Raw genomic sequence first — 23,749 nt, 5'->3', positions numbered from 1 at the left:
CACCTTCCTACCCGGCGAGCGAGTGGGTGGGTGAGGTGCGCGGCGGTGGGCGCAGCGGGGGTGGGCGGACGGTCCGGAGCGCTCGGTCGGGGGATGCACTACTGTGGCGCGCGTCACTCCCACTCGGATCGTCCGGCACGTTCCTGCCGGTGGAAGGAGACGGCGATGTCCGCTGTCGTGTTCAAGAAGGCCCAGCGCTGGTACCCCGGCGCCGAGAAGCCGGCGGTCCCCGGCATCGACCTGGAGATCGCCGACGGCGAGTTCATGGTCCTGGTCGGCCCGTCGGGCTGCGGCAAGTCGACGACGCTGCGGATGCTCGCAGGTCTCGAGGAGGTCGACGCCGGCGAGATCTACATCGGCGACCGCGAGGTCACGCACGTCGCGCCCAAGGACCGCGACATCGCGATGGTGTTCCAGAACTACGCGCTCTACCCCCACATGTCGGTCGCCGAGAACATGGCGTTCGCGCTGAAGATGGCCAAGGTGCCGACCGACGAGCGCAACCGCCGCGTGGCGGACGCGGCGGCGATGCTCGGGCTCACCGACTACCTCGACCGCAAGCCGAAGGCGCTCTCCGGCGGCCAGCGCCAGCGCGTGGCGATGGGCCGCGCGATCGTGCGCCAGCCCCAGGTCTTCTGCATGGACGAGCCGCTGTCCAACCTCGACGCCAAGATGCGCGTGCAGACCCGCACCGACATCGCCAAGCTGCAGGCCGAGCTCGGCATCACCACCGTCTACGTCACCCACGACCAGGTCGAGGCGATGACGATGGGCGACCGCGTCGCGGTGATGAAGGACGGGCTGATCCAGCAGGTCGCCAAGCCGCTGGAGCTCTACGACCGGCCCGCCAACCTCTTCGTCGCCGGCTTCATCGGCAGCCCGCAGATGAACCTGCTGGAGGCCACCGCGGTCGACGGCCAGGCACGCATCGGGGGCTACCTCGTGCCGGTCGACCCGGGCGCCTCGCGCCGCGCCGAGGGCGCCATCACGGTCGGTGTGCGTCCCGAGGCCTGGCGCGTCGTCGGCCCCGAGGACGGCGGCCTGCCGCTCAAGGTGACGGTGGTCGAGGAGCTCGGCGCCGACGCCTTCGTCTACGGCACCAGCGACGTGGCCGGCACCCCCAGCACCGTGATCCTGCGGGTCAGCGGGCGCCACCACCCCGGCCGCGGCGACGTCGTCCACGTCACCACCGACCCCGAGTACGTGCACGTCTTCGACACGGCCACGGGGGAGCGCCTCAGCGACTGACGGGCGCCCGGTCGCCGGCCTGGGCTGCGGCCCGGTCGGCGGTGCGGCGCACGGCGTCGACGATCGTGCGGTGCAGCGCGGTCGGCACGTCGTGGGCCATGCCGTCGACGAGCACCAGCTCGGCGCCGGGCACGGCCCGCGCCGTGGCGCGACCCCCGGAGACGTGGACCATGGGGTCGGCCAGGCCGTGCATCACGCACACCGGCACGCGCACGTCGCGCAGCGCCCGCTCGCGGTTGGGCTGGGTGAGCACCGCCAGCATCTGGCGCAGCACCCCGGAGGCGGAGTAGCCGCGGTCGAAGGTCTCCTCGGCTCGGCGCCGCACCGTCTCGGGGTCGTTGCGGTAGGCGGGCGAGCCGATCAGCTCCCAGAAGGCGACCGACCCCGCGACGTACGCCTCCCGGCCGGCGCCGCGGGCGGCCAGCAGCCCCGGGAAGAGGCGGGGGTGCTGCCAGCCCGCGGTGCGACGGCCGGTGCTCGACATGATCGAGGTCAGGCTGAGGACCCGGTCGGGGTGCTCGATCGCGAGGGTCTGGCCGATCATCCCGCCCATCGACACCCCGGCGACGTGGGCCGCGTCGATCCCGAGGTGGTCGAGCAGGCCCGCGGCGTCGCTGGCGAGGTCCGACATGGTGTACGGCGTGCGCACCCGCTGGCCGAGGAACGCGCGGACCACCGCGGTGCGGGGCACCCGCTGGCGCACCCGGCTCGAGCGGCCGGTGTCTCGGTTGTCGTAGCGCACGACGAAGAAGCCGCGCTCGGCGAGCTGCGTGCACAGCTCGGGGTCCCACCACGTCATCGGGCCGCCGAGGCCCATCACCAGCAGCAGCGGCTCGTCGCCCGGATCGCCGAAGGTCTGGTAGCACAGCTCGATGCCCGGGGCGACCGGTGCGTGCAGCTCCTCCGACACGGGGGGCGAGGTGCTGGGCGACCCCGCGGGGGAGCCGGGACGGGTGGTGCGGGGAGCGGCGGCCATGGGCCCAGTCAAGCGGGCTGGTCAAACACCGGTTCAGCGAAACGGGGGATAGTTGCGCGCGAAACCACGTTCCGTGGGTACCGTCGATCCGTGACTCACGACACAGCCGGCGCGCTGGCCTCCTTCCTGCTGCCGGACGGCTTCCGCCGACCGCCGGTCGTCGCCGTCCTGCGCGAGGGCAGCGTCGTCGCCGAGGGCGCCCGCGCCGCCGCCCGTGCCGCCGCGGCGCGACGGGCCGCGGTGCGCGGGTCCTCGCCGTGGGCCGGGGGAGCGCCGGTGCGCGGCAGCGACCCGGTGGTACTCGTGCCGGGCTTCCTCGCCGGCGACCTCTCCCTGGCCCTCATGGCGCGCGAGCTGCGCGCCGCCGGCCACCGCACCTACCGCGCCCACATCCGCTGCAACGTCGGTTGCACCCTCGACGCCGCCACCCGGCTGGAGCAGCGCATCGAGCAGGTCGCCGAGCGGCGCGGCAGCCGGGTCCAGCTCGTCGGCCACAGCCTCGGAGGCATGCTCTCCCGCGGGCTGGCCGTTCGTCGGCCCGACCTGGTCTCCTCGCTCGTCACCATGGGCAGCCCGATGCTGGCGCCCGGTGCCCACCACGCCTCGCTGTCGACCGGGGTCGAGGTGCTGCTGCGGCTCTCGCGGATGGGGCTGCCCGGCTTCATGGCCGAGGAGTGCGTGCGGGGGGCGTGCGCGCGGCAGAGCTTCGACGAGAGCCGCGAGCCCGTGCCGCCGGGCACCGACTTCACCGCGATCTGGTCCAAGCGCGACGGCATCGTCGACTGGCGCGCCTGCGTCGACCCGCTCGCCCGCTCGGTCGAGGTCAGCGCCTCCCACCTCGGCATGGCGGTGGACCCGCGCGTGGTCGACGCGGTCCTGGGCAGCCTGCGCGTCGCCCGCCCGGCCTCAGCGGTCGAAGTCGATCGCGGAGTAAGCGCGTAGCTTCGAGAGCCGGTGCTCGGAGGTGATGGAGCGGATCGTCCCCGAGCGGGAGCGCATCACCAGCGAGTGGGTGGTGGCGCCGCCGGCGCGGTAGCGCACCCCCTGCATGAGCTCGCCGTCGGTGATGCCGGTGGCCACGAAGAAGCAGTCGTCGCCGGTCACCAGCTCGTCGGTGGTCAGCACGTGGTCGGGGTCGAGGTCGAGGCCCGCGTCGAGCGCCTTCTGCCGCTCCGCGTCGTCCTGCGGGCGCAGCTGGCCCTGGATCGTGCCGCCGAGGCACTTCATCGCGCAGGCGGCGATGATGCCCTCGGGCGTGCCGCCGATGCCGAGCAGCAGGTCGATGCCGGTGCCGCTGCGCGCCGCCATGATCGCACCGGCGACGTCGCCGTCGGAGATGAACTTGATGCGCGCACCCGCGTCGCGGATCTCCCGTGCGAGCTGCTCGTGGCGGGGGCGGTCGAGGAGCACGACGGTGACGTCCTCGGGGCTCGCGCCCTTGGCCTTCGCGACCAGCCGGACGTTCTCCGCGACGGGCAGGCGGATGTCGACGACATCGGCGGCCTCGGGGCCGGTCACGAGCTTGTCCATGTAGAAGACGGCCGAGGGGTCGTACATCGTGCCCCGCGGCGCCACGGCGAGCACGGCGATGGCGTTGTTCATGCCCTTCGCCGTCAGCGTCGTGCCGTCGATCGGGTCGACGGCGACGTCGCACTCAGGGCCGGTGCCGTCGCCGACCTGCTCGCCGTTGTAGAGCATCGGCGCGTTGTCCTTCTCGCCCTCGCCGATGACGACGGTGCCGTTCATGCCGATGCCGGAGATCATCACGCGCATCGCGTTGACGGCCACGCCGTCGGCGCCGTTCTTGTCGCCCTTGCCCACCCAGCGACCGGCGGCCATCGCGGCGGCCTCGGTGACGCGCACCAGCTCGAGCGCGAGGTTGCGGTCGGGCGACTCGGGGGCGACGGACAGCTCGGACGGCGGGTACGGCGCACCGGGGGTCGTCATGGCCCGGATGCTAGCGGCTGCGGGAGGCGTCCTGGCCCACCCGCGGGAGCGGCGACCGCTCCCGGGGCGTCGGCCGGGGCGTCGGCCGGCCCGCGACGAGACGCTGCGCGCGGCTGGCACGATGGAGGGGTGAGCGAGCCCCGCCCGACCGCCGGACCCACCGCTGCTGCACCCGCCGGGCGCCCCGGCCGCTACGAGCGCTCCTTCTCCGGCCTCGTGGCCGCGATGGTGGTGCTCGTCGGCGTGGTGCTGCTGATCGTGGGCTACCGCGCGCTCTTCCGCGAGGAGCTCGAGGTCGGCCCGACGCCGGTGGACTACCGCGAGGCCGGCGAGGCCGTGGCGCGCGCGGGGATCCCGGTCGTGCTCCCGTCGACCCTGCCGTCGGGCTGGATCGCCACCAGCGCCGAGGTCGAGCGCGGCGCCCCGCCGGTGTGGCGCCTCGGGGTGCTGACCGACGAGGAGCGCTTCGTCGGGCTGCGGCACGGCGACGTCGAGCCCGACGAGCTGCTCGAGTCGACCTACCCCGACGACGAGCCCGTCGAGGTCGACCCGGTGGAGGTGGCGGACGCGGCCGTCGCGACGCGCTGGCAGGCCTACGAGGTGGGCGAGGACCTCGCCTGGGTCGCCGACCTCGGGACGACCGCCGTCGTCGTGCACGGCTCGGCCCCGGCCGAGGACCTCGCGACCTTCGTCGAGACCCTTGAGGAGCTGCCCGCGGCGCAGGCTCAGCCGGCGGGCTGACCCTCCCCGTCGTCGCCGGTGGCGGCGCTGTCGCCGTCGGCTCCGGTGTCGGCGTCGAGCACGGCGTCGAGCCGCCGGCGGGCGCCGTCGAGCCAGTCCTGGCAGGTGCGGGCGAGCCGCTCACCGCGCTCCCACAGCGCGAGGGACTCCTCGAGCGTGGTGCCGCCGGCCTCGAGGGCGCGCACCACCTCGACCAGCTCGGCGCGCGCCTCCTCGTAGCTCGGGCTCGCGGGGGACTGCTGCTCAGCCACGGGGTGCCTCCTGGGTGGTCGCGGGCGCGGCGGGGGGATCGGTGGGCAGGGCCTCGGTGCCGGTGACGGTGGCCGCGACCCGGCCGTCGGCGACGCGCACGTGGACCGCGGCGCCGGGCGCGACGGCGTCGAGGGTCGTGACGACGTGGCCGTCGGCGTCCTGCAGCACGGCGTAGCCGCGGCGCAGGGTGGCCAGGGGCGAGAGGGCGCGGGCCCGGGCCAGCTGGTGGCCCAGGTCGTCGCCCGCGCGGTCGAGCTGGTGGCGCAGGCAGCGGCGGGTGCGCTCGCGCAGCGCGTCGACCTCCTCGGCACGCCGGTCGAGCAGGGTGCGCGGGTCGGCCATCGCGGGGCGCGCGCGGAGGGCGTCGAGCCCGGCCTGCTCGCGCTCGACCCGGCCGACGACGAGGTCGCGCAGCCGGTCGCGCGCGCCGCGCACCCGGGCCTGCTCCTCGGCGTGGTCGGGCACCACCAGGCGGGCGGCGTCGGTCGGGGTGGAGGCGCGCACGTCGGCGACGAGGTCGAGGAGCGGGGAGTCCTGCTCGTGGCCGATCGCGGAGACGACCGGGGTGCGCATGCGGTGCACCGCGCGCAGCAGGGCCTCGTCGCTGAAGGGCAGCAGGTCCTCCACCGAGCCGCCGCCGCGGGCGACCACCACCACGTCGACCTCGGGGTCGCGCTCGAGCCGGTCGAGGCCCTCCAGCACCTCGGCGGCCGACCGCGGGCCCTGCATCGCGGCGTACGCCGTGGTGAAGCGCACCGACGGCCAGCGGCGGCGGGCGTTGTCGACGACGTCGCGCTCGGCCGCGGAGCGCGGCGCGGTGACCAGCCCGACCGTGCGGGGCAGGAAGGGCAGCGGGCGCTTGAGGCGCTGCTCGAAGAGGCCCTCGGCGGCCAGCAGCTGACGGCGGCGCTCGAGGCGGGCGAGCAGCTCGCCGAGCCCGACGGTGCGGATGTCGCGGGCGTAGAGCGAGAGGGAGCCGCGGTTGGCGTAGAAGGACGGCTTGGCGTGGCACACGACGCTGGCCCCCTCGACCAGCGGCGGGGTGAGGCCGTCGAAGAGCACCCGCGAGCAGGTGACGGTGATGGACAGGTCGGCCACCGGGTCGCGCAGCGTCATGAAGACCGTGGCCATGCCGGGCCGGCGCGTCACCTGGGCGACCTGCCCCTCGACCCACACGGCGCCGAGGCGGTCGATCCACCCCGCGATGGCGTTGGCCACCTGCCGGACCGGCGCCGGCGACTCGAGGGAGGTGTCCATGGCCACCTCGGGAGACTAGGCCAGGGCGCCGACAGCGGCGGGAGGCGGCTGGGGAGGCGGCTGCCGCTCGCGTCCCGCCTAGACTCGGGGCCATGACCACCGACCTGGGCACGCCGCCCGTCCTGTCGCCCGACGAGGCCCGCGAGGTCCTCCTCGCCGCGCCGCGCGGCTACTGCGCCGGCGTCGACCGCGCGGTCATCACGGTCGAGAAGGCCCTGGACCTCTACGGCGCGCCCGTCTACGTGCGCAAGCAGATCGTGCACAACAAGCACGTCGTCTCCACCCTGGAGGAGCGGGGCGCCGTCTTCGTCGAAGAGCTCGACGAGGTGCCGCAGGGCGCGACCGTGGTGTTCTCCGCCCACGGCGTGTCGCCGGAGGTGCACCGCCAGGCCGCGGAGCGGTCGCTCAAGACCATCGACGCGACCTGCCCGCTGGTGACGAAGGTGCACCACGAGGCCAAGCGCTTCGCGGCCGAGGACTACGACATCCTGCTCATCGGCCACGCCGGCCACGAGGAGGTGGAGGGCACCGCGGGCGAGGCCCCCGAGCACATCCAGCTCGTCGACGGCCCCGACGACGTGGCGCGGGTGCAGGTGCGCGACCCCTCGCGCGTCGCGTGGCTCTCGCAGACGACGCTGTCGGTCGACGAGACGATGGAGACGGTCCGCGCGCTGCGCGAGCGCTTCCCCGAGCTGCTCGACCCGCCGAGCGACGACATCTGCTACGCCACCCAGAACCGCCAGCTCGCGGTGAAGGAGATCAGCCCCGACGCCGACCTGGTGATCGTCGTCGGCTCGGCCAACTCCTCCAACAGCGTGCGGCTCGCGGAGGTCGCGCTCGAGGCCGGCGCCCGGGCGGCTTACCGCGTCGACGACGCCTCCGAGATCGAGGAGTCCTGGCTCGAGGGCGTGCGCACCGTCTCGGTCACGAGCGGCGCCTCGGTGCCCGAGGAGCTGGTCGACGGGGTGCTCGCGCACCTCGCCGAGCGCGGCTACCCCGACGCCCGCGCGGTGCACACGGCCGAGGAGTCGCTGGTCTTCGCCCTCCCGCCGGAGCTGCGGCGCGACATGCGCGCCGCCGAGCAGGCGGGACGCGCCGGGCGCGGCTGATGGCGCGCTACCTCGACGTCCACCCGGTCGACCCGCAGCCGCGGCTCGTCGACCAGGTCGTGCAGCAGCTGCGCGACGACGCGCTCATCGCCTACCCCACCGACTCGGGCTACGCCCTGGGCTGCCAGCTGGGCAACCGCGAGGGCCGTGACCGCATCCTCGCGATCCGCGAGCTCGACGACCGCCACCACTTCACGCTCATGTGCAAGGACTTCGCGCAGCTGGGCCAGATGGTCGTCGTCGACAACGCCGCCTTCCGGGCGATCAAGGCGACGACGCCAGGGCCCTACACCTTCATCCTCACCGCGACCCGCGAGGTGCCGCGGCGGCTCATGCACCCGAAGAAGAAGACCGTCGGGGTGCGCATCACCGACCACCCGGTCGTCTGCGCGATCCTCGACCGGCTCGGCGAGCCGCTGCTGACGTCGACGCTGATCATGCCGGGGGAGACCGAGCCCCGCACGCAGGGCTGGGAGGTCAAGGAGGAGCTCGACCACCTCGTCGACGTCGTGGTCGAGTCGGGCGAGCCGTCGGCCGAGCCCACCTCCGTCGTCGACTTCTCCTCCGGGGTGCCCGAGGTGCTGCGTCAGGGCGCGGGCGACACCTCGCGGTTCGACGACTGAGCCTGCCGGCGACGCACGGCGAGGGTCGCCAGGCACAGCGCGTAGCCGCTGGCCAGCGCCGCGCTGTGGTGCGCCAGCCCGGTGACGGTCGCCTGGACGACGCCGTCGCCGGGGGCGTCGAGGGCGGCGGGGTCGACGGCGGCGAGCAGCACGAAGGCGGCCAGCATCAGCAGCGGTGGCAGCACCCCCACGGTGAAGACGTCGTCGGTGCGCACGGCGAGCGCCAGGCCGAGGCAGGCGACGACGAAGGCCAGGTCGAAGAACATCGTGAGCCGGCCGGAGAAGGTGAGGTCGAAGGCCGCGGCGGCGAGCACGAGCGCGGCGCCCAGAGCCGCGACCCGGTGCCCGGCCTCGCTCGGCCGGTCGGCGCGCGGGAGCCGCGCCGTGGGCGGCAGCGGGGGGAGCGGGGCCTGCGGGCTCACGTGCCGCACGCTAGGTGACCCCTCAGGCGCTGTGCGGGCGGCTCGCCGCGGGGGCGACCGAGCGGGTGGCCTGCTCCACCTGCCGGACGGGCCCTAGGGGCTCGTCGGACAGCCCCGCCTCGCCGAACCGGCGCGCGGCGACGAGCACGCGCGCCTCGTAGGACCCGACGGTGGCGTTGTAGTGGCCCACCGCCGCCGTGAGGGAGCGGCCGAGCGAGTCGAGGTGGCCCGACAGCACGGCGAGCCGGTCGTGCAGGTCGCGCCCCAGCCGCTGGATCTCGTCGGCGCGGTCGGCGAGCGACTCCTGGGTCCACCCGAGCGCGACGGTGCGCAGCAGGGCGATGAGCGTGGTGGGCGTGGCCAGGACGACCCGCTGTGCCGCTGCGTCGTCGAGCAGTCGAGGGTCGGCCTCGAGCGCGGCGGCGAGGAACGACTCGCCCGGCACGAAGAGCACGACGAACTCCGGCGAGCTCGGCAGCGCCCGCCAGTAGCGCCGCGCCGCCAGCGCCTCGACGTGGCTGCGCAGTTGCGCGGCGTGGCGGCGCAGGTGGTGCTCGCGCTCCTCGGCGGCCGCCGCCGGGTCGGCCTCGCCCGGCTCGTCGTCGACCTCGGTGGCGTCGAGGAAGGCGTCGAGCGGCACCTTGGCGTCGACCACGACGCTGCGGCCGCCCGCGAGCCGCACGACCAGGTCGGGCCGCAGCGCCCCGTCGGCGAGCCGCACCTGCTCCTCGAAGTCGCACCGGTCGACGAGACCCGCGAGCTCCACCGCCCGGCGCAGGTGCATCTCGCCCCACCGACCGCGCACCTGCGGCTTGCGCAGCGCCGTGCTCAGCGCCCGGGTCTCGCGCCGCAGCAGCTCGGTGCCGTGGCGCACGTCCTCCACCTGCTGGGCGAGCCGGCCCTGCCAGCTGGCGCGGTCGCGGGCGAGCTCGCCGAGCTGGTGCTGCAGCCGGTCGAGGCCGTCGCGCACGACCGCCGCGTCGGCCACGCCCGCGAGCGCCGCCGGGTCGACCGCGGGCGCGTCCGCGGCCCGCGCGCGGCTCCACAGCACACCACCCACCGCCCCGAGCGCGAGCCCCACCAGGAGCGCGAGCAGCAGGCCGAGGGCGAGGGGGAGCACGGTGCCGAGGTCCATGCGGGCCAGCATGGCGGCGACCACCGACAGCCGTCGTAGCCCCGCCCGCGGCGCGCTGGGGCGGGGCGCCTCCCGGACCTGGGCGGGGCGCGGCGGGGTGCGCGGCGGGGCGCGGCGCGACGCGCGGCGGGGCCTCGGGGAAGGGGGAAGAGTCTGCGCCTTGCTCGAACGTTCGAGCACCCCTTGCACGAACGTTCGAGCATGTCCCGGACTCTTCTTCCCCCGGGGGAGGGGGGGAGCGGCTGCTGCCTCCTCGTCCGTCACGCGCGCGCATGACGTCGGGCGGGGCGGCTCGTTGACCCCGACGTGCCCCGGTCCGTCCCGTCCCCCGTCCCGCACCCCGTCGTGCTCGCCGCCCTCGCGCTGCTCGCCCTCGTCACGCCCCTCGTGGCTGCGCCGACCACCGCGGCGACCACCGCGGCGACCACCGCGGCGACGGCCACGGCGACGACCACGGCGACGGCCGCGACCACCGCGACCACGGCGCTCCCGGACGTCCCCGCCGTCCCGGTGCCGTCCGGCGAGCCGGGCGCTGCGGACGACGTGCTGTGGCTGTGCCACCCCGGCCTGCCGGAGGCGCAGGACCCCTGCCGCGGCAGCCAGGAGACGACGGTGCAGCGCGCCGACGGGTCGTCGACGACCACCACGCCGCGCACCGACCCGCGGCCGGCGGTCGACTGCTTCTACGTCTACCCCACGGTGAGCAACCAGCCCCAGCCCAACGCCCTGCGCGTGCGCGCCCCCGAGGTCGCCGCGGTCGCGCAGCTGCAGGCGGCGCGCTTCTCGACCACCTGCCGGGTCTTCGCGCCGGTCTACCGCCAGCGCACGCTGCCCGCGCTGGCGGCGGAGGACGCCTTCACGCCCGCGCAGCAGCGGGAGTTCTTCGACCTGGCCTACGCCGACGTGCTCGCCGCGTGGCGCAGCTTCCTGCGCCGCGACAGCAGGGGCCGCGGCTTCGTGCTGCTCGCCCACTCGCAGGGCACCCGCATCCTGCGCAAGCTCGTGCGCGAGCAGGTCGACCCGCGCCCCGCCCTGCGCCAGCGCCTGGTCTCGGCGGTCCTCCCCGGTGCCGACGTGCTGGTGCGCCGCGGCCGCACGACCGGCGGCGACTTCCGCCACGTGCCGGTCTGCGAGCGCCCGCGCCAGACGGGCTGCGTCGCGGCGTGGAGCACCTTCGACCAGCCTCCGCCGCCCGACAGCCGCTTCGGCCGGCCCCCCGCGACCCGCGAGGAGGACGGCCTGCCGGCGGGCCCGGCGTACGAGGTCGTCTGCACCAACCCCGCCGACCTCGCCGGCAACCGCCGCCGCACCGCTCGCACCGTCGTGCGCTCCGAGCCCTTCCCGGGCGTCATCGGGCTGCTGCTCGTGCAGACCTTCCGCGGGCTACCGCCCAACGCCACGACGCCGTACGTCGTGCCCGCCGAGCGCTACTCGGTGCGCTGCCAGCGCGTGGCCGGCGCCCACGTGCTGCTGGCCCGGCCCCTGCCGGGAGCCCGCGACCTCGGCGAGGCGCCCGACGAGACGTGGGGACTGCACCTCACCGACGTCAACCTGGTGCTCGACGACGCGGTGGCGATGGTGCGCACCCAGGCTCGCGCCTGGGCCGCGCGCCGCTGAGCCGTCAGGGCCGTCAGTCGGCCAGGTCGACGACCACCGGCGCGTGGTCCGACGGGCTGCCGCTGCCCTGGGCCGGGTCCCGCTCGTCGCGGTCGACGAAGGCGCCGGTGACCCGCTCGGCCAGGGTGGGGGAGCCGAGCACGAAGTCGATGCGCATGCCGCGGTTGCGCTCGAAGCGCTGGCGGTAGTAGTCCCAGTAGGTGTAGCCCGCGTCGCCGGGCACGTGCGGGCGCACCACGTCGGCGTACCCGGTCTCGAGGAAGCGGCCGAACGCCTCGCGCTCCGGCGGGGTGACGTGGGTGGACTTCGTGAACTGCGCGGGGTCGAACACGTCCTGGTCGGTCGGGGCGATGTTCCAGTCTCCGACGAGCGCGGTGGGCTCGTCGACCCAGCCCCGCGCTGCGTCGTGGAGCCGCGAGAGCCAGTCGAGCTTGTAGACGTAGTGCGGGTCGTCGGGCTTGCGGCCGTTGGGCACGTAGAGCGACCACACCCGCACGCCGCCGCAGACCGCGCCGATCGCGCGCGACTCGGTCTCGAGGGGGTCGCCCCAGCCGGGGGCCTCGGGGAAGCCGACCTGCACGTCGTCGAGGCCCACGCGGCTCACGATCGCCACGCCGTTCCACTGGCTGGTGCCGGCGGCGGCGACCTCGTAGCCGCGCGACTCCAGGCCCATCAGCGGCAGCTGGTCCTCGCGGGCCTTGGTCTCCTGCAGCGCGAGCACGTCGACCTCGTGGCGGTCGAGGAAGGCCTCGACGCGGTCGATGCGGGAGCGGAGGGAGTTGACGTTCCAGGTCGCGAGGCGCACGACCTCCACCCTACGGAGGCATCGGCACGACCCCCGTGCGGAGCGGGGTGACGTGCGAGCACGGACCGCGGGCGTCCGGGCGCTCTACGGCTCCTGAGCCGTCGCGCCTGACCGGCCCCCGGGCCGCTCGACACCGTTCCCGACCAGGAACTGCTCGAGCAGCCCGGGGGTCGCGCGCGTCGCCAGGTCGAGCGCGGCCTGTCGCGGCACGTCGTGCACGACGACGCGCTCCGGGCCGGCGGCCGTCGTGGCGGTGAGGGTGACGAGCCCCGCCCGCCGTTGGAACCACCCCTGGGTCACGTTCCACCCAATCACCCCGTCGGTCTCCAGCACGGTGCGCGTGCGGCTGGCCGCCGGGGCGCCCGCCACCAGGTGGGCCGGGGTCAGCGCGTGCCCCAGGTGGCGCCACGACAGCTCGCCGACGCCCAGGGCGAGCAGCAGCAGTGCCGCGACGGCGGTCGCGGCCGCCGCGGGCGGCACGACCCACCACACGGCCGCGGCGACCACGGCGGCGACGGGCGGCAGGACGCCGCGCAGCGCCCGCAGGTGCGCGCGACGGCGCGCGGCCGGACCGTGGCCGGTGAGCGGCAGGTCGAGGGGCCGGTCCGCCTCCCCGGCGTCGACCACCCGGTGGCCGACCTCGACGTCGACGGTGCGGGGGCTCGGCGGCAGCACGGAGGTGGTGCCACCCGAGCCGACGCCGGTGGCCAGGACCGCGAGCTCGGCGCCGCCGACCAGGCGCAGGAGCGGCGGCTCGCTGAGCCGGACCCCGCGCACCCGCGCCTCCTCGACCGTGGTGCTGCGGGTGGTGACGAGACCGGCGGTCATGCGGAGGCTGCCGTCGGTGCGCACGAGCCGGAGGTCCCACCACTGCAGGACGTAGCCGATCGTCGAGAGGGCGACCCAGGCCACCAGCGCCCCGACCACGCCCACGACCAGCACCGCCGCGAGGGCCTGGGCGAGCACGAAGTCGCGGACGCCCTCGACCCGCTCGCGGCTCACGAGGTCGACGTCGTCGAGGACCTGCGAGAGCACGCCCAGGGTGCCGGCCACCACCACGAGCCGGGCCAGCGAGAACGGCGCGAAGCGCAGCCAGGACCAGTCGATGCGCGCCAGCTCCTCCACCGGTGGGGTCGGCGGGGCGGCCTCCGCGACGCGCTCGGCGTGGTCGGCGTGGTCGGCGGGTGCCGGGGCGGCACGCTGCGCCAGCAGCCACGCCTGCAACGCATGGGCCTCGTGGCGAGCGAGGGCGTCGAGCTCGATGCGCGTGTCGTCGACGCCCGTGCCGACCTGCACCTTCACCAGCCCCAGCACGCGGTGGAGCAGCGAGGCCTCGAGGTCGACGCTGCGCACGCGGTCGAGGGGGGCGGTCACGACGCGCCTGCTGATCAGCCCGCGGCGCACCTGCAGCTGGGTCGGCGTGACCTGCCAGCGGGTGGTCAACCACGGCACGAGCCCGAGCAGCAGCGCGCCCGCGAGCATCACCGGCGCCAGCCGCAGCGACAGGCCCACGTCCCCGGAGCCGATGCCGACGACGGCGATCACGATCGGCACGGCGAAGCCGCGCAGGGTGCGCAGCGGGTCGACGACGGTCATCTGCGGAGCGAGCCGGCGCCACCCGCTGCCGGCCGGCACCGGGGGTGCGGGGGCAACAGGTGGTGGCGGCGGCGGTGGGGACGGCGGCGGTGGCGGCGGCCCGGGCGCGGCGTACCCGCCGTCGCTCACGTGGCGTCCCCGGACGCCTGGCCGGTGATCCGGGTCAGGTCGGCGACGACCCGGTCGGCCACCTGCTCGTCGAGGCACTCCACCACGAGCGGGCCCGCCGACGAGGCGGTGGTGACCGTGATGGAGCGCAGCCCGAAGAGCCGCATCAGCCCGGTCTGGGAGGAGTCGACGGTCTGCACGCGGGAGATGGGGGCGATGCGCTGCTCCACCGTGATCCACCCGGCGCGGGTGTGGACGGCGGTCGGCGTGACCTCCCAGCGGTGCCAGCGATAGCGCAGGTCGGGCATCAGCGCGGGCCGCACCACCGCGGCCAGCGCGAGCCCGACACCGAGGGCGACGGCCCAGCCCGGCCGGTCGGGCCAGAGCAGGAGGGCCGCCACGAGGACCGCCCAGGTGACGAGCGTGCCGATCGCCGCGGTCAGGCGCCAGTAGCCGACCGCGCGCGGCGAGACCCGGTGCGCGGGCTCGCGGAGTGCGTCCTCCCCCTGGTGGTCCACGGGGTCAGCCTGTCACCAGGACGGTCGCGCCGCCGAGCGCCACCACCGCGCCGAGCAGCCGGACCCGGTCGGCGACCAGCAGTCGACGCACGAGCGCGTCGGTGGGGCCGCGCCCGAGCGCGCCGTGGGTCGGCGCGGCGACGGCCGCGGTGGTGAGGCCGGCGAGGGCGGCACCGGTGAGGGCGGTGTACGCCGCGGGGGTGCGGGGGCCGTCGACCAGCACCCAGCAGCAGGCCGCGACCAGCGCGGCGTACACGACGAGGACGACGAGCGAGATGCGCCGGGAGTGGGCCTCGTGGGCCGGGCGCCAGCGGTCGACGTCGACGTCGGCGAGGGCGGGGTAGACGACGCGCGTCACCGTCGCCTGGAAGCCGGCGTGCAGCGCGGTCGCGGCCAGCAGCGCCACCTCGGGGTCCACGGCGGCGACGCTAGCCACCGGCGGCAACCGGGGGCGCGGCCGCCGTTGCGGGCTCCGGGCGCTCGCGCCCGTAGACTCGCCGCCCGTGGCTCTCACCATCGGCATCGTCGGTCTTCCCAACGCGGGCAAGTCGACGCTCTTCAACGCCCTGACCAAGAACGACGTGCTCGCCGCGAACTACCCCTTCGCGACCATCGAGCCCAACGTCGGCGTCGTGGGCGTGCCCGACGACCGGCTGCCGCGGCTGGCGGAGATCTTCTCCTCGGCCAAGGTGCTGCCGGCGACGGTGGAGTTCGTCGACATCGCCGGCATCGTGCGCGGCGCCTCGGAGGGGGAGGGGCTCGGCAACAAGTTCCTCGCGCACATCCGCGAGTCGGCCGCGATCTGCCAGGTGACGCGGGTGTTCCGCGACGAGGACGTCACCCACGTCGACGGCGAGGTCAACCCCGCCAACGACATCTCCACGATCCAGACCGAGCTGATCCTGGCCGACCTGCAGACAGTGGAGAAGGCCGTGCCGCGCCTCGAGAAGGAGGCGCGTGCCAAGAAGGAGCTCGCCGGCACGCTCGCGGCGGCCAAGGAGGCGTTGGCCCACCTCGAGGCCGGCACGCCGCTCATCGCCACCGACGTCGACCGCGACGCGGTGCGCGAGCTGTCGCTGCTGACGGCCAAGCCCTTCATCTACGTCTTCAACTGCGACGCCGACGAGCTCGCCGACGACGAGCTCAAGCAGCGCATGCGCGACCTGGTCGCGCCCGCCGAGGCGATCTTCCTCGACGCGAAGTTCGAGTCCGACCTGGTCGAGCTCGGCGACGACGACGAGGCTCGCGCGATGCTCGCCGAGATGGGCGTCGACGAGCCCGGCCTCGACGTGCTGGCGCGGGTCGGCTTCGAGACCCTCGGCCTGCAGACCTACCTCACCGCCGGCCCCAAGGAGACGCGGGCCTGGACCATCAAGAAGGGCGCCACGGCCCCCGAGGCCGCCGGCGTCATCCACACCGACTTCCAGCGCGGCTTCATCAAGGCCGAGGTCGTCAGCTTCGACGACCTGGTCGAGCACGGCTCGATGCTCAAGGCCCGCGAGGCCGGCAAGGTGCGCATGGAGGGCAAGGACTACGTCATGGCCGATGGCGACGTGGTGGAGTTCCGCTTCAACGTCTGAACCAGGGGAAACGCGCGCGCGGACCGGCCCCTGCGGCTGGCAGCCTAGGCCCGTGACCGCAGCCGCCACCTCCCCGCGCGCCGGGGTCGGACTGCTGCAGGTCTGCCTCGCCGGCGTGCTGTGGGGCACGGGCGGCCTGGTGGTGACGCTGCTGCACGAGCGCGACGGGCTCGGCGCCATGACCGTCAGCGCGTGGCGGATGGCGGTCGCCGCAGTCGCCCTCGTCGCGTTCGCGCTGGCGACCCGGCAGTGGGGGAGCGTGCGCGCGACCCTGCGCACGGACCCGAAGGCGGCGGTCGTGGTGGGCTCCGGCACCGCGGCCTACCAGGGTCTCTACTTCGTCGCGGTGCTCGAGGCGGGGGTGAGCGTCGCGACCGTGGTGAGCCTCGGGCTCGCGCCGGTGCTCGCCGCCACCTGGGAGCACGCCGCCGCCCGCACCCGCCCCACGGGCCGCGGCGTCGCGGTGCTCGGCGCGGCGCTGGCCGGCCTCGTGCTGGTGAGCACCAGCAGCCACGGCGCCGCACCCGAGGGCGGGTCCGCCGCGCTCGGCCTGGCGCTCGCGGTGGCGTCGGGCGCGACGTACGCCGCCACGACGGTGCTGGGCCGCCACCTCGCCCAGCGCGCCGACCCCGTGGCCCTCACGACCTGCGCGACGGGCGCGGGCGCGCTCGTCCTGGCGCCCTTCCTCGCCGTCGCCGCGCTGCGCGGCGAGCCCGTGGCGACGACCGACGCGACGTCGCTCGCGCTGCTGGCCTACCTCGGCGTCGCGACGATGGCGCTGGCCTACGGCCTGCTCTACGCCGGGCTGCGCACCACGACGGGCTCCGCGGCGACGGTCGCGACCCTGGTCGAGCCGGTCTCGGCCGCGGTGCTGGCCGCGCTGCTGCTCGGCGAGCGGCTCAGCGCGCCGGCGGTGGCGGGCTGCGTGCTCATCCTCGCCGCCGTCGCCGGCCTGCGCCCGCGACCCGCAGTCACCACGGGTCGCCGAGGCGGTCCTCGCACGCGGTCGGGAGGGCGAGGTCGAGCCCCGCGCTCGGACCGTGCCGCAGCACCATGAGCCCGTCGTCGTCCTCGGTGCGCACGAGCGCGCCGTCCCGCACGACGTACGACGCCCCGCGCCAGCCCGCCACCTGGTCGATAGTCCGCCACACCTCGGCCCTCGGTCACCCGCGGAAGGGCGGAGGTGTGACGGACTACCCCGCGGACCCCCGTGGTGAGGCCACCCTTACTTAGGCTAGCCTCACCTGCCATGACCGACCTGGACCCAGCGCCGGACCCGGTGCTGCGCGGCGCCGCGCTGACGCTCGGCTACCCCGGCGCGTCCGACCCGGTGGTGCGCGAGGCGGAGGTGGCCCTGACCCCGGGGCGGGTGACGGCCCTCGTCGGGCCCAACGGCAGCGGCAAGTCGACCCTGCTGCGGGCACTGGCCCGCCTGCACCCGGTCGACGCCGGCCGCGTCGAGCTCGCTGACGGCAGCTCCGCGCTCGCGCTCAGCGCCCGCGACTTCGCGCGCCAGGTCACCCTGCTCTCGCAGACCCGCCCCAGCCCCAGCGGCCTGGCCGTGCGCGACGTCGTCGCCTTCGGTCGCCACCCGTGGCGCCGCCGCTTCGCCGGCGTCGACGACGCCGACCGCACCGCGATCGCGCGCGCGATGGCGGTCACCGGCACCACCGAGATGCGCGACCGGCCGGTCGACGAGCTCTCCGGCGGCGAGCTGCAGCGCGTCTGGCTGGCCTGCTGCCTGGCCCAGGACACCCCCGTGCTGCTGCTCGACGAGCCGACCAACCACCTCGACCTGCGCTACCAGGTCGAGGTGCTCGACCTGGTGCGCGACCTCGCCGACCAGCACGGCACCGCCGTCGGCGTCGTCCTGCACGACCTCGACCAGGCCGCCGCGGTCGCCGACGACGTGGTGCTGCTGCACCGCGGCCGGGTGCGTGCGGCCGGCGCGCCCGTCGACGTGCTGACCGGACCGCTGCTCTCGGAGGTCTACGGCCTGCGCATCGAGGCCGTCGTCGACCCCGGCACCGGCCTCGTGCGCTGCGAGCCGCGCGGGCGCCACCACGAGCGGCACGCCCGCCGCGCCGTCCCGGCCACCTGAGCCGGACCTCCCGGGGCGGCGTCCGTCACGCGCGCCGCCGGCCCCGCCCCACGACGTACCCCTGACGCACCCACCCGAGAAGAAGGACACCCATGCGCACCCCTCCCCGCCCCTCGCTGCGCCGCGCGCTGCTCCCGGCCGCCCTGCTGCTGAGCGTCGCCGGCCTCGCCGCCTGCGGCACCAGCCAGCCCGCCGCCGACGCCGAGCCCACCAGCCCGGACGCCTCGGCCGGCCCGGTCAGCCTCACCGACGCCGCCGGTCGCACCGTCGAGCTCGACGCGCCCGCCGAGCGCGTGGTCGTGCTCGAGTGGCAGCAGGTCGAGGACGTGCTCGCCCTCGGCGTCGAGCCGGTCGGCGTGGCGGACGTGGCGGGCTACAACACCTACTCCAGCGCCCTGCCGGTCGACGAGGGCACCACCGACGTCGGCACCCGCGGCGAGCCCAACATGGACGCGGTCTTCTCGACCGACCCCGACCTGGTCATCGTCGAGGCCGAGCGCGGCGCGCCGATCATCGACCAGCTCACCGAGTACGACGTGCCCGTCCTCGTCACGAAGGGCGCCGACACCGCCGACCCGATCGCGAACATGGAGGCGACCTTCACCCTCATCGCCGAGGCGCTGGGCAAGGAGGAGGAGGCCGAGGAGGTGCTCGCCGAGCTCGACGCCACCATCGAGGAGGGCAAGGCCGCGATCGCGGAGGCCGACCTCGAGACCACCGAGTTCGTCTACGTCGACGGCTACGTCGACGGCTCCAACGTCTCGGTGCGCCCCTTCGGCCAGGGCTCGCTGATGGGTGAGCTGGGCGAGACCCTCGGCCTCACCAACGTGTGGAGCGGCAAGGTCGACCCGGCGTACGGCCTGGGGGCCACCGACCCCGAGGGCCTGCGGGCCGTGGGCGACGCGCACTTCTTCTACAGCTCGACCGAGGCCTCGGCCTGGGTCGAGGCCCTCGAGGGCAACGCGGTGTGGCAGCGCGCCGGCTTCGTGCAGGCCGACCGCGTGCACCCCTTCCCCGAGGGCGTGTGGACCTTCGGCGGCCCGCGCTCCAGCCAGCAGGTCGTCGAGGCCTACGTCGACGCCCTGACCTGAGCCCGACCTCACCTCTCCCGAGCCTGACGTGACCGTCCTGGACGACCGGGTCCGTCCCACCGCCGAGCCGCCGTGCACCGCGCGCGGCGTGCTCGGCGCGGGCGCGGTGCTCGCCGGCACCACGGGGCTGCTCGCCGTCGTCGCCGCGTGGCACGTGACCCAGGGGACCTCCGCCGTCGGCGGCGGCGACCTGCTGCGGCTGCTCACCGGCGACGCCGACCCGGTCGTCCGCGACGTCTTCGTCGCCTCCCGGCTGCCCCGGCTGCTCGCCGGCCTCGTGGTCGGCCTCGCCCTGGGCGCGGCCGGCGCGGTCTTCTCCTCGCTCGCCCGCAACGCCCTCGCGGCCCCCGACACCCTCGCGGTCAACGCCGGAGCCTTCCTCGCGATCGCGCTCGTGACGGTCGCCGGAATCTCCCTGCCGGTGCTGGGAGAGGGGGCCGTCGCCTTCGTGGGCGCCCTGGCCGCGGCCGGGACGGTGCTGCTGCTCGCCGGCGCGGGCGGCGCCTCGACCACGCGGCTGGTGCTCGCCGGCTCCGCCCTCACCCTCGCCCTGTCGTCCGTGACGGCTGCGCTGCTGCTGCTCTTCGACCAGGAGACCGGCGGCCTCTACGCCTGGGGCAACGGCGTGCTCACCCAGCTCGACCTCGGCGCCGTCACCCGCGTCGGACCGGTCGTGGCCCTCGGCCTCGTCGCCGCCCTGCTGCTCGCGCGCCGCCTCGACCTGCTCGCCGCCGGTGACGACCTCGCCTCGGTGCTCGGCGTGCCCGTGCGCGCCACCCGGGTGCTCGGCACGCTGGTCGCCGTCGTGCTCTCGGCCGCCGCGGTCACGCTGGCCGGGCCCATCGGCTTCGTCGGGCTGTGCGCCCCCGCCGCGGTGCGCCTGGTCGCCCGCTGGGTGCCGGCCGTCACCCGCCACGCCGTGCTGGTCCCGCTCGCCGGGCTCGCGGGCGCGGTCATCGTGCTCGCCTCCGACGCCGGGCTGCGCTCGGTGCTCGGCGCCGAGGGCGCGCTGCGCATCCCGACCGGCGTCACCACCACGCTGCTCGGCGCGGTCGTGCTCGTCGTGCTCGCCCGCCGCAGCCGCGACTCCGGCCCCACCCGCACCCCGCCGGCCGCGCGCCCGCCGGTGCCGGGCAGCAGCCGCCGCTACGCCCTCGTCGTCATGCTGCTCCTGGTCGCCACTGCCGGCGCCGCCCTGCTCGGCATGCTCGCCGGCTTCACCTGGCTGCTCACCGGCGACCTGCTGCTGTGGGCGCAGGACCGCGCCGTCCCGGTGGTCGCCTTCGCCGCCGACGAGCGCTTCCCGCGCGTGCTCGCGGCCCTGCTGGCAGGCGCCGCCCTGGCCCTCGCGGGCACGGTCGTGCAGGCGGTCTGCCGCAACCCGCTCGCCGAGCCGGGCATCCTCGGCATCACCGGCGGCGCCGGCGTCGGCGCCGTGCTGGTCGTGACCTCGACCGCGACCGTCGTGTCCACCGCCGCCATCTCGCTGGCCGCCGGCGTCGGCGCCGTCCTCGCCTTCGCCCTCGTGTACGCCGTGTCCTGGCGCGGCGGGCTCGACTCCGACCGCCTCGTCCTCGTCGGCATCGGCGTCCAGGCCGGCACCCTGGCCGTCACCACCTTCCTGCTCATCCGTGCCGACCCGTGGAACACCCCGCGCCTGTTCACCTGGCTCTCGGGCTCCACCTACGACCGCGACCTCGAGCAGGTGCTGCCCGTCGCCGTCGCCCTGGCGCTCGCGCTGCCCACCGTGTGGCTGGCCCACCGACGTCTCGACCTGCTCGCGGTCGACGACGACACACCGCGACTGGTCGGCGTACGCCTCGAGGTCACCCGCCTCGCCGCCCTCGGCGCGGCCGCCGTGCTGACCTCGACCGCCGTGTCGGCCGTCGGTGTCGTCGCCTTCGTCGGCCTGGTCGCGCCGCACGCCGCCCGGGCGCTCGTCTCGGGCCGCCACGCGCGCGTGGTGCCGGTCGCGGCGCTGCTCGGGGCGCTGCTGCTGAGCCTCGCCGACACCGTCGGGCGCACCGTCGTCGCCCCGGCCCAGGTGCCCGCCGGGCTGGTGGTCGCGCTGGTGGGCACGCCGTACTTCCTCCACCTGCTCGCGCGCTCCCGCACCCGCGCGACCGGCTGACCCCACCGCGGCGGGTTCCGCGGCACTTCGGCGCGATGGCGTGGCGGGGGCTACAGTGGAGGCCGCACCGCTGCCGGGGTGCGCCGTCGCCGTTCGCGCGACCACCCGGCGCGACGCGACCGCGGCGCTCGCAGCACCTGCACCACGCTCCCGCAGCACCCCGCTCGGGCAGCACCCCCACGGCGTCCGCGGCCACCCACCGCCCGGTCGTGTCCGGGCACGCAGAGGAGGACCCTTGGCCAGAGGAGGCCAGCGCCGTGCCGGCGCTGCGCGCGGCGGTGCCCGCGGCGGCCAGAACGGCGGCAACGGGGGCGGTGGCGGCAACGGCGGCCAGCGCCGCCGGCCCCGCGACGAGGAGGGGATCATCCCGATCCTCGCGCGGGTGGTCCGCGAGGTCGAGGCCGGCGTGCAGCGCCGCGTCCCCCCGCGCGACCTGCGCACGCGCTTCCAGGTCGTCGCCCTGCTCGCCCGCGACGAGCGCCAGCGGGTCAAGGCCGACCCGGCGCTGAGCGAGGCCCAGCGCGCCGAGCAGCTCAAGCGCCTCGACGGCATCGGCACCATCCTCGCCAAGACCGCGACCCGCGAGCCGGCCCTCTTCAGCCTGCTCGGCGAGGACGCCGTCGTCTCCGACGCTGCGCTCGACCTCAAGCGCGAGCTCGAGATCGCCGGCGGCCTCGAGCCCACCGAGCAGCCGGTCGTCGAGGAGGCCGTCGACGCGGCACTCGCCGCCACCCGCCAGGTCGTGCCGCAGTCGGTGCGTCGCCGGATGCTCGCCCACCCCTTCCTCACCCCCGACTTCAGCGCTGCCCAGGAGCGCTACGACGGCCCGCACCGCCTCGCGGGCTGGGAGCTGCTCGAGCCGCTCTTCCGCTCCTTCGAGCTCGCCGGCGGCGGGGCCGCCTCGATGGAGCTGCCCGAGCCGTCCGCGCTCCGGCTGCCCGCCGGCCTCGAGCTGATGCCGCACCAGGGCCGCCTGGTGGCAGCCGCCGAGGACGGCCACCGCAGCTTCCTGCTCGCCGACGAGCCCGGCCTCGGCAAGACCGCGCAGGCGCTGCTCGCCGCGCGCGCGGCCGACGCCTACCCCCTGCTCGTCGTGGTGCCCAACGTCGTCAAGACCAACTGGGCTCGCGAGGCCCAGCGGTGGACCCCCGAGCGCGCGGTCACCGTCATCCACGGCGACGGCGAGCAGATCGACGGCTTCGCCGACGTCTTCGTCGTCAACTACGAGGTGCTCGACCGCCACGTCGGCTGGCTCGGCGAGCTCGGCTTCCGCGGGATGGTGGTCGACGAGGCGCACTTCATCAAGAACAAGTCGTCGCAGCGCTCGCAGCACGTGCTCGCGATCGCCGACAAGGTGCGGGAGCGCACCGCCCGGCCGCTGATGATGGCGCTCACCGGCACCCCGCTCATCAACGACATCGACGACTTCCGCGCGATCTGGCAGTTCCTCGGCTGGATCGACGAGAAGAAGCCGCTGCCCGCCCTCATGGCCAAGCTGGAGGAGGACGGCCTGACCCCCGTCGAGCCGGGTTTCTACCCCCGCGCCCGCGCCAGCGTGGTCAGCATGGGCATCGTGCGGCGCCGCAAGGTCGACGTCGCCGCCGACATCCCCGCCCGTCGCATCGCCGACCTCCCGGTCGAGCTCGAGGGCTCGCTCGGCCGCTCGATCCGCGACGCCGAGCGCGAGCTGGCCAAGCGGTTGCTCGCGCGCTACCACCGCGCGCTGGAGTCGCGTCGCGAGCACGTCGTCGACCCGATGGGCGACGGCGTCGACCACGAGCTGGTGCGCCGCGTCGCCAAGACCGAGCTGTCGGACTCCACCGAGAAGGACGGCACCAACGTCTTCACGATGGTGCGCCGCATCGGCCAGGCCAAGGCCGGGCTGGCCGCCGACTACGCCGCGCAGCTGGTGCGCAACGTCGGCAAGGTGGTCTTCTTCGCCAAGCACGTCGACGTCATGGACACCGCCGAGGAGACCTTCGCCAAGCGCGGCATCGGCTTCGCCTCGATCCGCGGTGACCAGACCCCGACGGTGCGCCAGCGCAACATCGACGCCTTCGTCTCCGACCCCGACGTGCACGTCGCGGTCTGCTCGCTGACCGCCGCCGGCGTCGGCCTCAACCTGCAGGTCGCCTCCAACGTGGTGCTCGCCGAGCTGTCGTGGACCGACGCCGAGCAGACCCAGGCGATCGACCGGGTGCACCGCATCGGCCAGGAGACGCCGGTCACCGCGTGGCGCGTCATCGCCTCGCAGACGATCGACACCAAGATCGCCGAGCTCATCGACAGCAAGGCCGGCCTCGCCGCCCGCGCGCTCGACGGCTCCGACGAGGAGGTCGCCTCGTCGACCGACGTGCAGCTCGACGCCCTCGTCGCGCTGCTCACCGACGAGCTGCGCCGCGAGCACGCCCGCCGCTGACCCTCCCGCCGCACTGCCCGGCGTACCCGGCCCCGGCCGCCTGGGGCCTTGCAACGCGCCGTTGGTAGCACTC

22 protein-coding genes are annotated in these 23,749 nt (G+C 75.6%); 12 read left to right on the top strand and 10 right to left on the bottom strand.

All coding sequences use genetic code 11. The annotated features are described in order from the left end of the window. Positions 1 to 165: 165 nt before the first annotated feature. A complete protein-coding gene (locus tag BJ989_RS15330; RefSeq protein WP_179518943.1) occupies positions 166 to 1,248 on the top strand; it encodes an ABC transporter ATP-binding protein in 1,083 nt (360 codons plus the stop codon). Here the strand turns inward: BJ989_RS15330 and BJ989_RS15325 are convergent. Further along, positions 1,238 to 2,224, bottom strand: coding sequence for an alpha/beta fold hydrolase (locus BJ989_RS15325; RefSeq protein WP_179518942.1), 987 nt, complete (start codon positions 2,222 to 2,224; stop codon positions 1,238 to 1,240). The two genes, BJ989_RS15330 and BJ989_RS15325, sit on opposite strands and share 11 nt — an antisense overlap. Before the next feature lie 90 nt (positions 2,225 to 2,314). Between BJ989_RS15325 and BJ989_RS15320 the strand changes: the two genes are divergently transcribed. Next, positions 2,315 to 3,166 (top strand): alpha/beta fold hydrolase, encoded by an 852-nt coding sequence (locus tag BJ989_RS15320; protein WP_179518941.1) that lies wholly within the window; start codon positions 2,315 to 2,317, stop codon positions 3,164 to 3,166. Here the strand turns inward: BJ989_RS15320 and glpX are convergent. Further along, on the bottom strand, positions 3,131 to 4,171 hold the full coding sequence (gene glpX / locus BJ989_RS15315) for a class II fructose-bisphosphatase (RefSeq protein ID WP_179518940.1): 1,041 nt from the start codon (positions 4,169 to 4,171) through the stop codon (positions 3,131 to 3,133). The genes BJ989_RS15320 and glpX overlap by 36 nt on opposite strands. 129 nt (positions 4,172 to 4,300) lie before the next feature. Here glpX and BJ989_RS15310 point away from each other — a divergent pair, with 129 nt between their 5' ends. Further along, positions 4,301 to 4,912, top strand: a complete 612-nt coding sequence (locus tag BJ989_RS15310; protein WP_179518939.1) for a DUF4245 family protein — start codon at positions 4,301 to 4,303, stop codon at positions 4,910 to 4,912. Here BJ989_RS15310 and BJ989_RS15305 read toward each other — a convergent pair. Further along, a complete protein-coding gene (locus BJ989_RS15305; RefSeq protein WP_179518938.1) occupies positions 4,897 to 5,163 on the bottom strand; it encodes an exodeoxyribonuclease VII small subunit in 267 nt (88 codons plus the stop codon). The genes BJ989_RS15310 and BJ989_RS15305 overlap by 16 nt on opposite strands. Further along, positions 5,156 to 6,427 (bottom strand): exodeoxyribonuclease VII large subunit, encoded by a 1,272-nt coding sequence (gene xseA, locus BJ989_RS15300; protein ID WP_179518937.1) that lies wholly within the window; start codon positions 6,425 to 6,427, stop codon positions 5,156 to 5,158. Before xseA ends, BJ989_RS15305 begins: the two co-directional genes overlap by 8 nt. Positions 6,428 to 6,513: 86 nt before the next feature. Between xseA and BJ989_RS15295 the strand changes: the two genes are divergently transcribed. Then, positions 6,514 to 7,530 carry a 4-hydroxy-3-methylbut-2-enyl diphosphate reductase gene (locus tag BJ989_RS15295; RefSeq protein ID WP_179518936.1) on the top strand — a complete coding sequence of 339 codons (1,017 nt, stop codon included), beginning with the start codon at positions 6,514 to 6,516 and terminating at the stop codon, positions 7,528 to 7,530. After that, positions 7,530 to 8,153 (top strand): L-threonylcarbamoyladenylate synthase, encoded by a 624-nt coding sequence (locus tag BJ989_RS15290; RefSeq protein ID WP_179518935.1) that lies wholly within the window; start codon positions 7,530 to 7,532, stop codon positions 8,151 to 8,153. The genes BJ989_RS15295 and BJ989_RS15290 overlap by 1 nt, the downstream gene beginning before the upstream one ends. Here the strand turns inward: BJ989_RS15290 and BJ989_RS15285 are convergent. Together BJ989_RS15285 and BJ989_RS15280 are read right to left on the bottom strand one after the other, a co-directional pair. Further along, complete coding sequence (locus BJ989_RS15285; RefSeq protein WP_179518934.1) at positions 8,117 to 8,575, bottom strand: DUF6542 domain-containing protein; 459 nt, start codon at positions 8,573 to 8,575, stop codon at positions 8,117 to 8,119. The genes BJ989_RS15290 and BJ989_RS15285 overlap by 37 nt on opposite strands. Before the next feature lie 22 nt (positions 8,576 to 8,597). Further along, positions 8,598 to 9,710: a DNA recombination protein RmuC gene (locus BJ989_RS15280; RefSeq protein ID WP_246283450.1), complete on the bottom strand. Its 1,113-nt coding sequence runs from the start codon at positions 9,708 to 9,710 to the stop codon at positions 8,598 to 8,600. A gap of 306 nt (positions 9,711 to 10,016) precedes the next feature. On the opposite strand from BJ989_RS15280, the gene BJ989_RS15275 reads away from it, so the two are divergent. Beyond that, positions 10,017 to 11,327 carry a DUF3089 domain-containing protein gene (locus BJ989_RS15275; protein WP_179518933.1) on the top strand — a complete coding sequence of 437 codons (1,311 nt, stop codon included), beginning with the start codon at positions 10,017 to 10,019 and terminating at the stop codon, positions 11,325 to 11,327. 13 nt (positions 11,328 to 11,340) lie between these two features. Here the strand turns inward: BJ989_RS15275 and BJ989_RS15270 are convergent, their stop codons facing one another. The 4 genes from BJ989_RS15270 to BJ989_RS15255 all read right to left on the bottom strand — a co-directional run bounded on the left by BJ989_RS15270 (position 11,341) and on the right by BJ989_RS15255 (position 14,772). Beyond that, complete coding sequence (locus tag BJ989_RS15270; RefSeq protein ID WP_179518932.1) at positions 11,341 to 12,132, bottom strand: exodeoxyribonuclease III; 792 nt, start codon at positions 12,130 to 12,132, stop codon at positions 11,341 to 11,343. A gap of 84 nt (positions 12,133 to 12,216) precedes the next feature. Continuing rightward, positions 12,217 to 13,728: a PH domain-containing protein gene (locus BJ989_RS15265; protein WP_179518931.1), complete on the bottom strand. Its 1,512-nt coding sequence runs from the start codon at positions 13,726 to 13,728 to the stop codon at positions 12,217 to 12,219. 125 nt (positions 13,729 to 13,853) lie between these two features. Continuing rightward, entirely contained in the window at positions 13,854 to 14,354 is a 501-nt protein-coding gene (locus BJ989_RS18900) for a PH domain-containing protein (protein ID WP_179518930.1), read from the bottom strand. A gap of 4 nt (positions 14,355 to 14,358) precedes the next feature. Continuing rightward, positions 14,359 to 14,772: a hypothetical protein gene (locus BJ989_RS15255; RefSeq protein ID WP_179518929.1), complete on the bottom strand. Its 414-nt coding sequence runs from the start codon at positions 14,770 to 14,772 to the stop codon at positions 14,359 to 14,361. Positions 14,773 to 14,857: 85 nt separating this feature from the next. Between BJ989_RS15255 and ychF the strand changes: the two genes are divergently transcribed. The 6 genes from ychF (at position 14,858) to BJ989_RS15225 (ending at position 23,676) form a co-directional block, all read left to right on the top strand. Then, the gene (gene ychF / locus BJ989_RS15250; protein ID WP_179518928.1) at positions 14,858 to 15,934 is read left to right on the top strand and encodes a redox-regulated ATPase YchF; all 1,077 of its coding nucleotides are present in this window, start codon (positions 14,858 to 14,860) and stop codon (positions 15,932 to 15,934) included. Positions 15,935 to 15,986: 52 nt separating this feature from the next. Then, on the top strand, positions 15,987 to 16,991 hold the full coding sequence (locus BJ989_RS15245) for a DMT family transporter (protein ID WP_343049412.1): 1,005 nt from the start codon (positions 15,987 to 15,989) through the stop codon (positions 16,989 to 16,991). Positions 16,992 to 17,183: 192 nt separating this feature from the next. Further along, on the top strand, positions 17,184 to 18,035 hold the full coding sequence (locus tag BJ989_RS15240; RefSeq protein WP_179518926.1) for an ABC transporter ATP-binding protein: 852 nt from the start codon (positions 17,184 to 17,186) through the stop codon (positions 18,033 to 18,035). Positions 18,036 to 18,127: 92 nt separating this feature from the next. Then, positions 18,128 to 19,126, top strand: coding sequence for an ABC transporter substrate-binding protein (locus tag BJ989_RS15235; protein WP_179518925.1), 999 nt, complete (start codon positions 18,128 to 18,130; stop codon positions 19,124 to 19,126). Positions 19,127 to 19,154: 28 nt separating this feature from the next. Beyond that, a complete protein-coding gene (locus BJ989_RS15230) occupies positions 19,155 to 21,257 on the top strand; it encodes a Fe(3+)-hydroxamate ABC transporter permease FhuB (RefSeq protein WP_179518924.1) in 2,103 nt (700 codons plus the stop codon). Positions 21,258 to 21,492: 235 nt separating this feature from the next. Continuing rightward, on the top strand, positions 21,493 to 23,676 hold the full coding sequence (locus tag BJ989_RS15225; protein ID WP_179518923.1) for a DEAD/DEAH box helicase: 2,184 nt from the start codon (positions 21,493 to 21,495) through the stop codon (positions 23,674 to 23,676). Positions 23,677 to 23,749 lie beyond the last annotated feature (73 nt).

It is taken from the genome of Nocardioides perillae, from assembly GCF_013409425.1.
Classification (GTDB): Bacteria; Actinomycetota; Actinomycetes; order Propionibacteriales; family Nocardioidaceae; genus Nocardioides; species Nocardioides perillae.
Note: the sequence above shows the minus strand (reverse complement) of the source record. Positions and strands in the feature narration are given on the sequence as shown.